Here is a 17011-nt window from a genome sequence, read left to right on the forward strand (position 1 = left end):
TATAAAATAAATTTGATGGTTCTGGATAGTCTGGTTTGGGTGCTTCTGCAATGTCTGTATCTAGAAATTCGGCAGTTCAGCGACTCAGACAGGAGAATTTGTTATGTAAGTGATTCAATACGGGAGCCGTCTTGCGATAAACGGAGCAATTCAATGCCCAAGCACTCCGTGAATGGATCGCGCAGTTCGGCATTTTCGCGCCGATCGTCTTTATACTAATACAGGCTGCTCAGGTGGTTATCGCACCGGTTCCCGGCCAGATCCTCGCGCTCATTTCCGGATATCTTTTCGGTCCGATCGCCGGCACGGTCTACAGTCTCATCGGCGTACTTCTCGGTAGCACCATAGCGTTTAGTCTGGCCAAGCGGTACGGACGTCCATTCGTCGAAGACATTATCCACGAAGACATTATAACTCGCTTCGACAGCTTCGTCGACACGGTGGGAATTCCAGGACTCATCGCCTTTGTTATCATTCCAGGTCTCCCGGATGACGCGGTCTGTTTTCTGAGTGGGCTGACGAAGTGGCGTCTTCGCACATTTATACTCGTTATCAGTGTCGGGCGGTTACCAGCGTACGTTCTCACCGTCTATGCCGGTGGGCAACTGGCGAGCGGGCGGTTTGTGTCGGGACTACTACTTATCGGAGTTGTACTCGCCTTCTCAGTGGTCGGGTATTATAAGCAAGAGGCGATTCGGGACGTGATACAACGTCTCGATTTTAGATTCTGGTCCAGATGAATTGTAGGTTATAACCGACATCTACCGGTGCTGTCGGAGTCATTCGACTGGCCAGACGGTGGTGGTCTCTGGTCGTATCGCGTATCTGTGGCCCGACCACTCTATCGATTCCCCGTTGCGTTTTTTCAACCACTCGCGCTCGATGACGGCGTTCTCTGGGAGTTCGACCGTCGCCTTCCAGGTCGGAGACTCGACCGATTCTAGTGATATCGACTACTTAGATCGCTATTCAACAGAGCAATTTTAAAGATTGTGTTAATCTGGTAACCAAAGAGAGTAGGCTCTGTGCTTTTGTCCGTCTGCTACCTGCACTGATACAGAGATACCGAAAATCATCCCATCATAATACAGTCCCCCTGTCTGATGGTTTGGTGTGACTCATAGCTCCTCCATATATCACCTCTACAGCACCCCCGGCTGACGGTGCCTCCGGACAAAACACATCTTCGGTATCTCTGCCAGCAGACCCCAAAATGGATACCAACACAGCAAGACGACCATTCCCCCCAGAATGGTCTGTTGCTGGGTTAGCAGTCTGCCCGGATTCAGTGCTATTGCTGCATTCCCCCTTGCAGCAGACTGAGTGGAACTTAATCCACGCTTGAAGGCAAGGCGGCTGAAAAGATAAATACAGAGAGTGACTAGTCAGTGTCTACCTTTTCCGGATGCTTCGAATAACTGTTCGAAGACTGCTTGTTCTGCTTTGCGAAGGTGGCGATTGTATGTCTGCCGGGTAATTCCCAAGCGATCTGCTAACTCGTCGCCGGAACTTGCTCGCGGGGTCTCAAAGTAGCCGCTGTAGTAGGCCATCTGTACGGCTACGAGTTGTCTTTCGGTCAGCACGTCTTCGATGATATTGTACAAGAGCCGTGGTGAGTAGTCGAGTTGGTGAGAGACGACTTCGATATCCGATTGCACACGCCGAACCTCTCCGAGCGCAGTTCGCAGATCCAGATTTCCCGGGAGTCTTCCAGTAAGCACCACTGATCCATCCGGTTGTGTTTTTATGAGAGAGATCACCTGTCCTCCGAGATCTTCAAAGACCAACGGGACAGTCACGCCCTCTACATGGACTTCTAGTCGACAGATCTCATCAGTCGACTTGAGCAATTTCGTATCCAGAACGCGGGAATCCTCGACGAACACGTTGTGTACTGTTTTCGTTGGAATTCCAGTTGCGGTGAGGTATTCGAGTGTGGTCCCATCGGGAAGTCTCACCACCTCGTCAATATCGATCTGGAATTCGGAATCAGTAGCGGTCACGAACGGCTCGAACAACTGTTCTGAGGAGAGTTTGATTAATCGTGTCTCCTCACTCGTCAATTTCTCTTCACGGGCTTTCAGCGTCGTCGCATCTTCAATACCCACGACAATGCAGTCGAGATCACCGCGTTCATTGAGCACCGGTGCTGAGTTGCTCGACAACCATCGTTCGGTCCCATCTGGGAGCTCGATCCCGTGTTCGAATCCATATACTGGCCGTCCCGTTTTTAGCACTCGTGTGATTGGGTGTTCGTCGACAGGAACTGGTGTTCCATCGTCGTAATAGATGTTCCACTCGGGTTGTTTGTAGGTTCGGCTCGTAATCTTACTCCGTTCGAGGCCGAACAGTTCCTCAGCACGTTTGTTCGCGAATTCGATCTTCCCAGAGAGGTCAACAACAACGATACTTACTGGACTGGCCTCCAAGATCTGCTCGATTAGCGCATGTTCGCCTAGACCACGAACAAGTGTACCTCTATTATCGGATTTAACGTATGTGTGACCGAGATTATCTACATCTACAGGAGACGGTCGCCACCACACTTGCATTTTGGTACCGAATGATTTTGATTTAAGCTGTCCCTCTTCGGCGAGAGAAATTAATGCGGCGTGTGCTACGGACTGACTACATCCAATAGCGTTGGCAACCTCTTCAGTAGAAACGGGCTCTGAAAGATCAGTGACGTCGTCGAGGATTCTCATAACGCTTTGCACGTCAGGATGTCAGTAGTTGCGGGGGAGAGGGTGTCTCAACAGGGAACGATTCGTGGACACAGCCGAGGGCCGCGAGGCGATTACGGGGGGGTTCGTGATGGTCACACAAGATTGTTCGAATCAAGCAGTGGCGTCTGATGGCCAACACAGTGATTCGATCATCCCACATGTCGTCCCGAGCGAGAAGTCGCCCAATGTGGGGGTCATTGAGCAGGGGGAGGTCTAGTAGCTGCACCGTCGACGTCTCATAGCTCGCCGTGACGAACCGTGTGAGTAGCTCGGCTATCGACAGTGTGGGGGAATGTTCGGTGGGGGCTCGCAGGATTGCGTGCTGCCGTCGGTGGGGAAAGACCGCCAGACAGTCGCGCAGTCGACGCTCGGTGTCGACCGGTGTGGGGGTCCAGTATGGTATCGTGGAATTGATCGTCATACTGTATTGTACAGTTATCGCGTATCGAATTAACCCCGCCTTCAAACCCATTAGAATCAGCCAATCTACACATCATCAAAGAACGCAGAAAGGAGCTTCTGTTGGGCGTGTCGAAGGTGGTGATGCGCGGTCGGCGGTGAGACGCCTAGGAGTTCGGCGAGTTCATCGCCACTGGTCTCGCGGGGCCACTCAAAAAAGCCTGCGTAGTACCCGACTTCGAGTGTCTCGTGTTGGCGGTCGGTCAGCTCTTCGGTGAGCCTCGCAAACGCGTCGGTGGGCGTTCGTGTCGGTAGCGTGATCGTGGTTTGTGAAACGAGACTCAGATCCGGGTAGATACTTCGAGCCGCGTTCAACACCGGTCGCACGTCGATTCCCAGCGGAATTTGAATCGTGATATGGAAGACGCCATCCAGAAGCGCGGCCTCACTAATCTGGCTCCCGTGACTCGCCACGACCGAGTGGATCGTTTCGGCTTCGGTCGACAGTTCAAGCCGCGAGCGTGTGCCGATCTGTTCGAGCAGGCGAACAGTAGAACTAGAGTCGTCGACTAGGTGTTCTATGATTTCGCAAAACTGATTCGGGTCGATCCCGTCGATGGTATAGTAGATCAACGAACGATTGTTTCTAGGGGTCAGTACGCGGTCGATAGAGATGGTCATCGAATCGTCGTCAGCCCCCTCAAGGAATGGGTCCGCAAGGGCATCCGACCGAACGACGACCTCGGTAACCCGGTCGGCGATTAGTGCGCGTTTCCGGTCGATCGAGTTGATGGCGTGGCCAATGATGCTACCAAGCCGCCCGAGCGTATCCCGTTCGCGCGTCTCGAAGCCGTCCCGATCGGTGTAGACGACCACCACTCCATAGATGTGGCCCTCGTACCGAATTGGAATCACAACCCCTGGCCGGTGCCCAACGGGCGTCGACCGGCTCCACTCGACATAGACGGGATCGGTTGGACTCGTATGCACGAACTGGGCCTCACCTGTCTCGATTGCGGTGGCTATCGGTCCGCCAACTGTCGGCGCGTCGGGTTCGACCGCGATAGAACACGCCGCACAGTTGACTGTCTGGTCGTCGCCGCCGCCCGCAGTAGACGGTTGAATCGTCTGGCCAGTGTGATTCAACCGTCCGACCCACGCTGCCGTGTAGGCCTCGGAAGCGTCGAACTGATCACAGACGACCCTCTCGATCTCAGCCTGCGTCGAGGACTCGGTTGTGAGATGGGCGATATCCTGAACGGTTTCGTGGACTTGATCGAGCGTTGCGAGTTGGCGTTCCTGTTGTGCCTTCTGGAGCGTGATATCGTGGAAAATCGAGAGGATAGTCGAGTCTCCCGTCGCAGTAGGCAGGGGGATTGTCCGGAACGCACAGGTTCGTCCCTGTATGCCGAGTTCAAAACTACGTGTCTCCCCGTCGAGTGTGGCCCTGTACTGTGTTTCGAGGACGTCGACGACCGACTTCGCGAACGCTTCCTGAACACATTTACCCCGTAGCTTTGCAACATCGAATCCCAGTGTCCGAAATCCCTGTCCGTCGATAATCATGTGGCGAAGCTCGTTGTCTAACAGTGCGACGCCGCCATTAGGGAAGTTCGCTACGAGTGTTCTGTACCGTTGTTCCGACGCTTTGAGCGCCTGTTGTCGATTCTTCCGATCAGTGATATCCCTGACAACGCCGACCGCACGAACCATCTCGCCGTCGGCATCCGTGTGGAATTCGCCTTCGGCGGCGATCCACCGCTGGACGCCATCGACGCGCTGGATACGACATTCAAACTTCCAAAGACCAGACTCGAAGGCCGCCTCGAAGTCGTTCTTGACCCGCTGTCGGTCCTCTGGGTAGATGTGATCAAGAAAGGTCTCGAAACTCCAGTCGTCGACCGGCTCGGCGTAGCCAAAGATGCGGTCGTGTTCAGGTGACCGAACCGGCGACTCTTCGGTCCGAAGATCGAGCTCCCACGCCCCTACATCCGCGGCCTGCAGTGCGAGTCGGAATCGTTCCTCGCTGTTGCGAAGCGCCTCCTCAGCCCGTCTGGACTCAGTAAGGTCGATAGCGGTCGCAGTCAGCCCGCTGATTTCACCAGAACCGTCGAAGAGCGGCTCGATGATCATGTCGTAGATCGTCTCACCACCGGGGAGTTCGAGGGTTACCTCCTCACGGACACCCTCACCGGTTTCCAGGACCGTCTGTTTCAGTGCCATCACGGCCGTTGCGGCCTCGGAATCCAGCAGTTCGTCGTCTCGCTTACCGAGAATATCCTCGACCACGAAATCACGGTGCGGGTTGCCGACCCACGTGTAGCGGAGATCAGTATCCAGTCTGAAAGCGACCACAGGCGAGTTTCGGAGCGCGACCTGGAAATGTTCCGTTTCGGTCCGAAGCTCCTGTTCGAGCCGCTTGCGCTCGCTGATGTCGCGGAAAAAGACTGAGACACCCGTTTCTGAGGGGTATATTGCGTTATCGAACCACGAGCCAAGCGGCTCGTAGTAGTCCTCGAAAAAGATCGGCTCTTGGTCCTCGACGGCCTTTCGGAGCATCGTACTGAAGCTGTCGGTGAGTTCGATCGTCTCCCCAATATCGCAACCCCTGACGGTTGACTCGTCGATACCGAGGAGCGTTTCGGCGTGGTCGTTAACGTACAAGAATCGACACTGATCGTCAAGGCCGTAGACACCATCGGAAATCCGTTCGAGGACATCCGAGAGTTCAGATTCGAGTTCATTTCGCTGTCGTTGAAGTTGCTGTTCGTGGGCTTTGTGATCGCTGATGTCTCGTCCCTCGGCTATGAGTAGCGTTACCTCGTCGTCATCGTTGGTTACTGGTCGAAGCGAAAAATCTATTGGCGCGGTTCGGGTCGACCCCTTAACAGTGACATCGTACTGAACAGTCTCACCGGCGGCTGCCTGATGGATGGCATCTTTGAGTCGACGCTGTGTCTGGGTAGATAGCTGCCACCAGTCGGCCTCCCAGAAGGGTCGACCGACGACTGCTGACCGTGGAAGGCCGCCGAACCGGAGTGCAGACTCGTTGGCATCTATCAGCGTTCCATCGGGCGCGAGCACCCCTGTGAACTGAACCGTCTGGTTGAAAATAAGCGTGTGAAGCCAATCCTGCTCGCGCTGATCGGGTGGGGGGTCGGCTGCATGTCGGCTGGCTGGCCGCCACCACACCCGATGGTGGTCACCGATCTGTTTCGTTTGTAGTACACCATCACGAACAAGCCTTCCAAGCGTGGTGTCAATCCGGTCGACCCCACAGTCAACGTCCGATGCGATCTCGTGAATCGTCACTGGCGTTCCAGGGTGACCAAGCCTGTCGACCTGTTTGAGGACAGTCGCGGTTGATGGCGAAGAGGAATGCATACTGTAGCGCAGATTTGAACACGCAAAACGATTCCGTCGCTCCCAGTAGGTTGAGGTCCTCCCCGCGTTAAAAAGACAATCAGCCATCTTCGTCACATACTGATCGACTGGATTTAGTGGTGAGATCGAAACGTGGCGATACTGTCGGTTCGATCGCTCCACTACTCCGCTACGGACAGCACGTAGTCAGATCTGGGGTCGATGTTTCCAACAGAATCTACCCCGGTCAACATTCGTCGATTAAGAATTTGGTGTGAATGGTGTCATCTCTTTACAAGCAGGAAACCCCGCCGCTTGCGGCGGGGAGGAATGCGACACTTAGCTGTCTGTCCCACTACTGCGTTTCGTCGGTGTCCAGTGCTTTTGCACCTTCCAGCAATAGCCCTTTCCACGTATATCCGCGACGATCTTTGATCTCGCTCAGCTGTTCGTGTTGATCGTCCTCTACCTCTATTCGGATGTATTTGGTCATACATACGTTTGTTATTCGTTTGTTTTATGTGCTTTGGTTGCCTACACTCTATTGTCGGATGACTACCGAACCAACCGCCACAAAGACGCTCGAAGCAACGCTCGCGCCACCGACAGCACACAAAGAGCGTCGGCTTCAGCGAACCGTGGCGACGTACCAACGTGCCCTCGAAGATGCTTTCGAGAGCGGTGCGAATACACAGTCGGCAGTCAACGATGTTGTGACACCGTACACGCTCACTTCCTACGCCAAAGACGCCCTCAAGAGCTACGTCCCGAAACTCCGAGACACATACAACGCTTCGGAACTTGACGACGACCATCCAGTTCGGTTCACGAACCGTGGCTTTCGTCTCGATCACTCTGAGAACCGTCGACACGAGTTCTGCTGGCGTGTGCCGCAGGCCGGACGTGGCAATGCCTTTTGGATTCCGCTGCGGATTAATCCAGAGCAGCGCGATCTGTGGGCTGATCTGTTCGATGGCGAGCTGTCGCCGGGTGAGTTCCGCCTGCAACGTACCCGAACCAACTGGGTGTTGCACGTCACTGTCGAATACGAGATTGACGCCGCAGAGATGCCGGACGACCCAACACCAGTCGGATTTGATATCGGCGAATCCAAACTCCTGACGGGCTGTGCCCTGACAGAGCAAGGAACGCTGAAAGAGCCATTTCTGTTTGACGGTGGCCGCGCTCGACAGCTCCGAAAGGAGATGCACACCACGCTGAAACGCCTGCAAGAACGAGAATGTGCGGAGTGGCGACGTGATGAGCGGTTCGACTACTACCAGAACGCAGTCACAGATATTGTCGAGAAGGCATCTCGACAGGCTATTGAGTACGCCCAGCAATTCGATGATCCGGTAATTGTACTTGAAGACCTGTCGTATATCCGCGAACGGCTGGATTACGGCGTATATATGAATCGTCGGTTGCATGGGTGGGCGTTTGCTCGGCTCACCGACCGAATCAAAGACAAGGCCGCCGACGCGGGTATCCCGGTTCGATTCGTGAATCCGGCCTACACGTCTCAGACGTGCCATGCCTGCAGCCATATCGGTCGACGGGGGTCGCAAGCGGAGTTCCGATGTACGAACGACGAGTGTTGGGTTACGGAGTATCAAGCAGATATCAACGCGGCGGCCAATATCGCTGGTCGCCTTGACCCGTGGGGAGAGAGCCCGCCTTGGAAATCGGCAGGCGATGACTCGCCACAGGATGGGTGTAGTTGTGACACTACCACAGGACACCACACGCCGAGTCCGAAACCCGGACAGACGACGCTTGTGGCCTTTCAGTCTTGAAACCTCCCTCGACGCGAGGCTTCCCTTGTAGGAAGCCCCGCCGTCATCGGGCGTAGCCCGATTGCTTGAGGGACGTAGTCCCTCTCCGTTCACGGCGGGCGAGGATGTCACTTCGTTTTCTACTGTGTGAGATACCGATGGCTAGACGGTGGTAACAGGCACAGCATTTGTCAAATGTAAATAAATATGGGAATTAGTACTCGATTTAAGCAAATATCATGGCGTAAACACAAAAATATATAACATGGCACAGCACACCTCGGCCGACGATGAACGTCTCTGTAGAGCGACTTCGGGCAGACATTGAAGCGAGTGCTCGCTTTGGTGCGCTATCTGATGTCGACGGGATCGGTCGAACTGTGTTGACGGGTACTGAGGCGAACGGACAGGCACGAACGAGATTCGTGGATCGGGCGACCGACGCGGGGCTCACGGTTCGCGTCGACGCGGTCGGAAACATCGAAGCGAGGTGGGTGCCGGAGACTGCCGATCCGGATGCTGCTCCCGTCGCGGTCGGGAGTCATCTCGATTCGGTTCCAGTCGGTGGCATATTCGACGGGCCGCTGGGCGTGTATGCCGGTCTTGAATCAGTCCGAGCACTGGCCTCGACCGATCGGCCACTCAGTCGACCGATTCATGTCGTCTGTTTCACCGAGGAGGAGGGCCAGCGGTTCGGCAACGGGCTGCTCGGCTCATCGGTCGCGACGGGCCAACGCGATCCACAGACGGCACTCGAACTCACCGACGCGTCGGGAACGACGCTCGAAGCGGCACTCGATTCGATCGGCTTTCGTGGCGAGGGTCGTCTCGATGCGGCCTCGTGGGATTCGTGGCTCGAACTCCACATCGAACAAGGGACGAAACTCGAAGAACGCGATGCTGCCGCGGGGATCGTCACAACGATTTCGGGGATCACTCACTGCTTTGTGACCGTCACGGGCGAAGCCGACCACGCAGGGTCGACTCCCATGGGAGAGCGCAAGGACGCCCTTGCCGCCGCCAGCGAGCTCGTCCTTGATCTCGAATCGGCGGCCATCGAGGTCGCCTCAGAGACCTCCCCCTCGGCGGTCGGAACGGTCGGCAAGGCACAACCGACGCCGAATGCGACCAACGTCATTCCCGGGCAGGTCGAGTTGGGCGTCGACATTCGTGATGTCGCGACCGACTCGATCGACGAACTCGTTTCGAATCTTGAGACGAATGCCCGGCGCATCGAACGTGAGCGAAACGTCGAGATCACGATCGACCGCCCCTACGATATTCCGCCCGAACCGATGGCGACGCGCTGTCGAACGGCGTTGACAGCGGCCGGTGAGTATCTCGATGTCGAAACGGTCTCGCTCCACTCGGGGGCGGCACACGATACGATGAACGTCGCTCGGGTAACCGATGCCGGGTTACTCTTTGCGCCATCCAAGGACGGTGTCTCACACAACCCACGCGAGTGGACCGACTGGGAGGACGCCGCAGCGGCGACTGCAGTCCTCACTGAAGCGCTCAGTCGACTCGCATCCACGTAGCCGCCAACGGAAGAATCAACAGGTGGTGTTAATACACAAACAACTATATATTGTCCAGTTATCTAGGCACATGTGTTCTTTTTCCACTATAATATGAAATCACACTAACAGTAAACAGATTAAAATGCATATCTATATATTCTCTAGATTGCGAGACGGTCAGTAGGTATGACAACCAATAACGAGAGCCAAAATACTCCGAGACGTATGTCTAGGCACAGTCGTCGACGGGTTCTGCAGGCGACCGCGGCGGGTGTGCCGATTGCACTCGCTGGCTGTCTCGGAGGCAGCGGGGACACTGACGACGGGTCGACGGACGATCAGCCGGGAGACGAGGAAGAGGGCGACCCGGTTTCGGGCGGCGAACTCCGGTGGGGCGGAAGCGTCCCGGTCCAATCGCTGGACCCACACCTCGAAAGTGCGGCCGCATCCCACCAGGTACTCGAAAACATCACTCAAGGACTGGTTCGGGTCAACTGGGACTACGAACTTGAACCGCTCCTCGCGGAGTCGTGGGAGACCTCCGAGGACAACACTGAGATCAGCTTCTCGATTCGGGAGGGTGTCTCGTTTCACGACGGATCGGAGCTAACATCGGCGGACGTTGTGGCGTCGATGGAGCGAATCGAAGAGCGCGAGGCGTTGGCCTACGATTACGTCTCGTTCATCGATTCGATGGACACGCCGGACGACTACACGTTCAACGTCCAGCTTTCCGAGCCGTTTGCGCCGCTGCTTTCGCGGATGGCGACCGCATATATGCACATCGTCCCGGCGAGCCAGGCCGAACAGGACTCTATCGACGAACCAATCGGAACGGGACCGTACATGCTCGAAAGCCGTGAACTCGACCAGGAGTTCATCATGGAGCGGTTCGACGACTACTGGGAGGAGGATCTCCCATACCTCGATCGGATCATCAAAACCGAGATTGCGAGCAACGATAACCGCCTCGACACGTTTGAATCGGGCGAAGTCGACTTCATCAACGATGTGCCACCCCGTGATGCCGAGTCGCTCGAAGACGACTCCAGTGTCGACTTCATCCGACGGTTCCCGCAGTCGTTGACCTACCTCGGACTCAACTGCAACGAAGAACCCTTCGACAGCCGCGACGCACGGCTCGCACTCGAATACACCATCGACCGCGAGGAGGTCGTCGAGGCCGCACTCTACGGCAACGGCCGGGCTGCGACCGGTCCGGGCGCGCCCGACACCGAGTGGGAACACCCGTCGCTTGAAGTGCGCGAGCAGGACTACGACAAAGCCCAAGAACACCTCGAAGCGGCGGGTTACCCCGACGGCTTCGAGGCGACGTTCCAGATCCCGCAGGACTACAACGATCAGGTGACCGCCGCACAGGTCATCGAATCCCAAGCATCCGAGGTCGGCATCGAACTCGACATCGAGCAGATCACCTGGAGTAACTGGCTCAGTGACGTCTACACCGACAAGGACTTCGAGGCGACGACGAGTTCCTACCTCGCGCTGTGGTACCCCGACGCTGGCTTCCACAACCCGCTGCATCCCGACGGTGCGCTCACCTTTACGGGCTGGGAAGACGACGAATACAACGAACTCGTCGACGAGGCCCGCCGTGTCTTCGATGTCGAAGAGCGCGCCCCGATGTACCACGAGGCCGCCGAGATCCTCCGGGAGAAACGCTCGGGACACCTCATGTTGTACTGGATGCCGACGCTAATGGTCCGGACTCCCGACTACAACGGTGAGGTCGCCTCACCTGATGGATCGACGTTCCGGTTCGAGGACACCTGGCTCGACGAGTAAGCAGACAATGATCTGGGCCAAGCCACGACCGATCTGGAGGCACCTCGACTGATGGCGTTTGTCAGTTACCTTTCGAAGCGACTCGCATTCACAGTGATTACGCTCGTTCTCGTGACAGTGATCACGTTCGTGCTCACGAACATCCTGCCGGGAAACGTCGCGCTACTCATCTTAGGGCCGAACGCGGGCGAGGGGGCGATCACACAGCTCGAAGCGCAACTCGGGCTCGATCAGCCGCTGTACGTCCAGTACGTCGACTGGATCATCGGGATGTTCAGTGGCGATCTGGGCGAGTCGCTTCGCTACGGCGATCCGGTCGCCGAGTTGATCTCGATCCGACTCCCACGATCGCTGCTGCTTGCGGTTTCGGCGACCATCATCTCGGTGAGCCTGTCGATTCCGCTCGGCATTATCGCCGCGGTTAAAAAGAACCAACCAGCGGACCTCACCGCGTCGATGCTCGCGTTTATCGGCCTCTCGCTGCCGATCTTCCTATGGGGACTCGTCTTCATCTACGTGTTTGCGATCTCGCTGGGGGCGTTTCCGACGCGAGGGTATGTCTCGCCGTTCGAGGACCCGATCGCGTCGCTTCGCTATCTGGTGCTCCCGGCGAGTGCGATGGGCATCGCGCTCACCGCCTACATCATGCGGATGACCCGGTCGAGTATGATCGACGAACTCTCCGAGGATTACATTGCCTTTGCCCGCGCGAAGGGTCTCGACGAGCGGACAGTGATTACCCGGCACGCGCTGAAAAACGCCGCCATTCCGGTGATCACGGTTATCGCCTTCCAGTTCAGCTACGCCTTCGGTGGTGTCGTCGTCCTCGAAGAGGTGTTTTCGTGGCCCGGCATCGGCCGACTCACCCTGACCGCCATCGAGAACCGAGACATCCCGCTGTTGCAGGGCTGTGTCATCGTTATCGCACTGATATACATGGTGTCGAACTTCATGGCCGACGCCTTCTACTCGTACGTCGATCCGCGTATCCGGTACGGAGGTGAGAACTGATGTCGACCGAATCGGGCCGGTTCACGCTGAGCGACGAGCGCAAGGCCCACTACAGCCGATTCCTCAGGATGTTCCGGGCAAACGAGAAGGCGATGATCGGCCTCGGCATCATCACGATCATCGTCCTGACGGCGATCTTTGCGCGTCAGATCACGGTGTTCGATACGACTATCCAGCCGTTTTCGCTCATCCCGCACGACCCACAAGAGACCGACGTGGTCAACCGCGAACTCGGTCCCACACTCGAACATCCGATGGGGACCGACGACCTCGGCCGCGACATCCTGAGCCGCGTGATGGTGGGTGCGAGAATCTCACTGTACGTCGGCTTCCTGTCGATTTCGGCAGCGATGGTTGCGGGAACGACGATCGGCATCATTGCGGGCTACTACCAAGGTCTCGTCGACGAGGGCTTGATGCGGACGATGGACGCGATGATGTCGTTCCCGCCGATCCTCCTTGCGCTCGTGATCGTCGCGGTGATGGGATCGTCGCTTACCAACGTGATCATGGCGTTGGCACTGGTCTACACGCCGTTTATCGCGCGTGTCGCACGCAGTGCCGCGCTCTCGGTTCGCAACGAATCGTATATCGAAGCCGCGGTCGCCCGCGGCGAGAGCGACGGCTACATCATCTTTAGAGAGGTGTTGCCCAACTGCGTCGGACCGCTGCTCGTCCAGGGATCGATCAACATCGCCTTTACGATGCTGCTCGAAGCGAGCCTCTCGTTTCTCGGACTGGGCGTCCAACCACCGGACTCGTCGTGGGGACTGATGATCAATCAGGGATGGTCGTTCATGGGCGACGCCCCGTGGATCGTCTTCTTCCCCGCCGCGGCGATCGGCTTTGCCGTCATCGGGTTCAATCTGCTCGGCGACGGCTTGCGTGACGTTCTCGATCCAAAAGGAGAGATCATCGAATGACAGAACCTACGACGAACACGACGACCGCCGGACTCAGCGAGTCGACCGACTCCGCTCGGGCCGGATCGGTCGACCGGCCAGCCCCACTGCTGGCGGTTGAATCGCTCCGCACACAGTTCCGGACCGAAGACGGCACCGTGACCGCCGTCGACGACGTCTCGTTCTCGATCGGCGAGGGCGAGGTACTCGGCATCGTCGGCGAGTCCGGTGCAGGAAAGAGTGTGACCGCGAAGTCGATCCTCCGGCTTATTCAGTCGCCGGGCGAGATCGTTTCCGGCTCTGTTGACTTCGACGGACAGGATCTGCTCGAACTCTCCGAATCGGCTATGCGAACGGTTCGTGGCAACAAGATCACGCTGATCCCACAGGATCCGATGACTTCGCTCAACCCGGTGCTCACCGTCGGCGAGCAGATCGTCGAGACGATCCTGACCCACCAGGATGTGAGCAAGGCGGAGGCCCGCGAGATCGCCATCGAGGCGATGGAAGAAGTCGGCATTCCCGACCCCGCCTACCGGATCGACGAGTATCCACACGAGTTTTCCGGCGGCATGCGCCAGCGGGTGCTCATCGCCATCGGGCTGTCCTGCGAGCCAGATCTCATCATCGCTGATGAGCCGACGACAGCACTCGATGTGACGACGCAGGCGAAGATTCTCGATCTGTTGAACGAACTGCGAGAAGAACGCGGCGTTTCGATTCTCATGATCACGCACAATCTCGGCGTCGTCGCCCAAACCTGCGACCGGGTTGGCGTCATGTACGCCGGAAACCTCGTCGAGACCGGGCAGGTCGACGACGTCTTCGAGCGACCGAGGCACCCCTATACCCGCTCGTTGATCGACGCCATTCCGAGCATCGATGCCGACCGCGACCGGCTGTACGCCCTTTCAGGATCGATGCCGGATCTCCGGGGGCTTCCCGCGGGCTGTAACTTCGCCGACCGCTGTCCACACGCGACCGACGAGTGCCGCGTCGGTGACGATCCGATGCTCGAATCACCGGCAGATGCGCCCGCTGGATCGGCCGCGGCTTGCATCCGAGCCGAGGACCTCGATCTCACAGAGCCTACTATCGAGGAGGGCATCAAACGTCGACACCACGAGATCCACAGCGAGCCGCTGCTCGAAGTCACGGGGTTGAAAAAGTACTTTTCGGCGGGCGATGGCCTGTTCGGCAACGTCTCGATCAGCCGTGGCGATGGGGGGATGCCGACGCTCGAACGGCGATATGTGAAGGCGGTCGACGGCGTCGACTTCACCATCCACAAGGGCGAAACCGTCGGGCTCGTCGGTGAGTCGGGCTGTGGAAAGTCGACGGTTGCACGAACCGTTCTCAAGCTCCTCGAACCGACAGACGGGGAGATCTACTTCGACGGACACCCGTTGCACGAGCTCGGAACCAGAGAGATTCGGAGCCTGCGACAGGAGATGCAGATCATCTTCCAAGACCCACAGAGCTCGCTCAATCCCCGGAAGACGGTCGGCCGGATCATCGGCCGCGGGATGGAAAAACACGGGATCGCTACCGGCGAGGAGAAACGCGAACGCACCGAGGAGCTGCTCGAACGGGTCGGCTTGCAGGCGAGCGACGTCGACAAGTATCCACACCAGTTCTCGGGCGGCCAACAGCAGCGGATCGCCATCGCCAACGCGCTGGCGGTCGAGCCGGATCTCATCGTCTGTGACGAGCCGGTCTCGGCGCTCGACGTGAGTGTTCAGGCCCAGATTCTGAATCTGCTCGACGACGTTCAGGACGATTTCGGGCTCTCGTACCTGTTCATCTCGCACAACATCAGTGTCGTCCGGCACATCTGTGACCGGGTCGCGGTGATGTACCTCGGAAAGATCGCGGAGTTCGGCTCGGTCGACGCCGTCTTCGAGCCGCCGTATCACCCCTATACCGAGAGTCTCCTGTCGGCGGTTCCACACGCCGATCCGACCAGACGGGTCGAGCGCATCCTGCTCGATGGGTCGGTTCCGAGTCCGATCGATCCACCGACGGGCTGTCCGTTCCACACGCGTTGTCCGAAGAAGATCGGCGATGTCTGTGAGCGCGAGGACCCGACCGCCGAATCGGTCGGTGAGGACCACGTCATCGCCTGTCATCTCTCGACCGAAGCGATGAGTGACCCGGTCTTTGACGGGTCGACCGGAGAGACAGAACTGCCAGAGGAGGCCGACTAGTGACGTTCTCGATCTGTGCGAGCCTCGATGGTCGGCACGGAGCTGCGGTGGCGACGAAATCGATCGCGGTCGGCAGTACGGTCCCGTTCGTCTCGCACTCGGGGGCGGTCTGTACGCAGGCGACGACGAACACACCGCTCGGGATCAGGGCAGTCCGTCGATTGGACGAGGGCACGCCGATCGACGAGACGCTTACGTCGCTTCTGGCTGACGACCCCCACGCCTCGTGTCGACAGGTCCACGGCGTCGACGGCGAACAGACCGCCGTGTTCACCGGCTCAGAGTGTGTCTCGTGGGCGGGTGACTACGAGGGTGGGGGTCTCACCGTCGCCGGGAACATGTTAGCCGGAGTCGAGGTGATCGATGCGGTCGTCGACCGGTTTGAGGCGACCGCGGACCGGCCGCTTGACGAGCGGCTCCTCGCGGCGCTAGATGCCGGAGAAGACGCAGGCGGGGACAAACGGGCGGGCCATGCACAGAGTGCAGCCCTCGTCGTCTACGACCGCGAGAATCCACGGCTCGCACACGACCTCCGGGTCGACGAACATGCGCGAGCAGTTGAGGAGCTCGGACGGATTCACAATGCTGCGAGTGCTCTTGATGTGGAGTGGGATGAAGAAGTTCCCTTAGCAGACCGTCAGCGATACCCCATCGACTGAAGACATACGTAGCGAACCGAAGCGAGGAATCGGCGGTTTTTCCAAGTAGGATCGGTCGACAGTGAAATGGACTATGCACCGGTTCTGATGGCTGGCGAGTGTGTCGAGTTGGTTTGCTCAGCACGGATCTTATCAGATTAACGCTTTTCGCCGGTTCGGACTGTCCAAGGTGAGTGGAGGCACTCTGTGAGACCTCGAATAGTAAGATGCGTTGGTGTATCTGACAAGTTTGGACCGAGAGAGACGACTATTTCCTTACCCACAGAGTCCATTCGGCCACCACTAACACGAAAACTACGCACAAAATGGATCATCCTCCGAGATTGTGGCAACCCACAATCCCGGAGGATGGAATTGATGCGTGCCTTCAACTCATTTCCTGTATAAGATGTGAAAACTATTCTAAATAACGTCTTCTTCGTGTAGTTCCTCGACCGGCAGTACGGTAGTAAGTCGATCGGCCACGGTCGGGTCGATTACGGAGGATCAAGGAGAAAGCCTCGCGCTTTAGCGCTGTCTCTTACCCACAAGTTCTAACGCCGTAGCTGACCAATCAACTCCAGGAAATGGGACGCCGTTCGCGGGGCTGGCGATCAATAGCTGATGAAGATGGACAGCTGTGTGACATGGATGTCTCTGG

11 protein-coding genes and 1 pseudogene are annotated in these 17011 nt (G+C 57.5%); 8 read left to right on the top strand and 4 right to left on the bottom strand.

Going from position 1 to position 17011, the window contains the following annotated elements; genetic code table 11:
- Positions 1-152: 152 nt before the first annotated feature.
- Positions 153-740 (top strand): annotated as a pseudogene (locus tag O2S87_RS14965) (TVP38/TMEM64 family protein); the annotation flags it as partial.
- A gap of 645 nt (positions 741-1385) precedes the next feature.
- Here O2S87_RS14965 and O2S87_RS14970 read toward each other — a convergent pair.
- From O2S87_RS14970 to O2S87_RS14985, 4 genes are all read right to left on the bottom strand, one after another.
- Positions 1386-2705 (bottom strand): helix-turn-helix domain-containing protein, encoded by a 1320-nt coding sequence (locus tag O2S87_RS14970; protein WP_475409581.1) that lies wholly within the window; start codon positions 2703-2705, stop codon positions 1386-1388.
- 13 nt (positions 2706-2718) lie between these two features.
- Entirely contained in the window at positions 2719-3147 is a 429-nt protein-coding gene (locus O2S87_RS14975) for a hypothetical protein (protein ID WP_475409582.1), read from the bottom strand.
- A gap of 65 nt (positions 3148-3212) precedes the next feature.
- Positions 3213-6509, bottom strand: coding sequence for a PAS domain-containing protein (locus O2S87_RS14980; protein WP_475409583.1), 3297 nt, complete (start codon positions 6507-6509; stop codon positions 3213-3215).
- Positions 6510-6843: 334 nt separating this feature from the next.
- Positions 6844-6981, bottom strand: coding sequence for a hypothetical protein (locus O2S87_RS14985; RefSeq protein ID WP_475409584.1), 138 nt, complete (start codon positions 6979-6981; stop codon positions 6844-6846).
- 58 nt (positions 6982-7039) lie between these two features.
- Between O2S87_RS14985 and O2S87_RS14990 the strand changes: the two genes are divergently transcribed.
- The 7 genes from O2S87_RS14990 to O2S87_RS15020 all read left to right on the top strand — a co-directional run bounded on the left by O2S87_RS14990 (position 7040) and on the right by O2S87_RS15020 (position 16371).
- Positions 7040-8284, top strand: coding sequence for an RNA-guided endonuclease TnpB family protein (locus O2S87_RS14990; protein WP_475409585.1), 1245 nt, complete (start codon positions 7040-7042; stop codon positions 8282-8284).
- 269 nt (positions 8285-8553) lie between these two features.
- The gene (locus O2S87_RS14995) at positions 8554-9804 is read left to right on the top strand and encodes a hydantoinase/carbamoylase family amidase (RefSeq protein WP_475409586.1); all 1251 of its coding nucleotides are present in this window, start codon (positions 8554-8556) and stop codon (positions 9802-9804) included.
- A 207-nt stretch (positions 9805-10011) separates the two neighbouring features.
- Positions 10012-11592: an ABC transporter substrate-binding protein gene (locus O2S87_RS15000; RefSeq protein ID WP_475409587.1), complete on the top strand. Its 1581-nt coding sequence runs from the start codon at positions 10012-10014 to the stop codon at positions 11590-11592.
- A 51-nt stretch (positions 11593-11643) separates the two neighbouring features.
- Positions 11644-12603 carry an ABC transporter permease gene (locus O2S87_RS15005; protein ID WP_475409588.1) on the top strand — a complete coding sequence of 320 codons (960 nt, stop codon included), beginning with the start codon at positions 11644-11646 and terminating at the stop codon, positions 12601-12603.
- Positions 12603-13526, top strand: a complete 924-nt coding sequence (locus tag O2S87_RS15010) for an ABC transporter permease (RefSeq protein ID WP_475409589.1) — start codon at positions 12603-12605, stop codon at positions 13524-13526. The genes O2S87_RS15005 and O2S87_RS15010 overlap by 1 nt, the downstream gene beginning before the upstream one ends.
- Positions 13523-15712, top strand: a complete 2190-nt coding sequence (locus tag O2S87_RS15015) for an ABC transporter ATP-binding protein (protein ID WP_475409590.1) — start codon at positions 13523-13525, stop codon at positions 15710-15712. Before O2S87_RS15010 ends, O2S87_RS15015 begins: the two co-directional genes overlap by 4 nt.
- Positions 15712-16371, top strand: coding sequence for a DUF1028 domain-containing protein (locus tag O2S87_RS15020; protein WP_475409591.1), 660 nt, complete (start codon positions 15712-15714; stop codon positions 16369-16371). The genes O2S87_RS15015 and O2S87_RS15020 overlap by 1 nt, the downstream gene beginning before the upstream one ends.
- Positions 16372-17011: the final 640 nt, after the last annotated feature.

The organism is Halohasta sp. A2 (assembly GCF_056175805.1).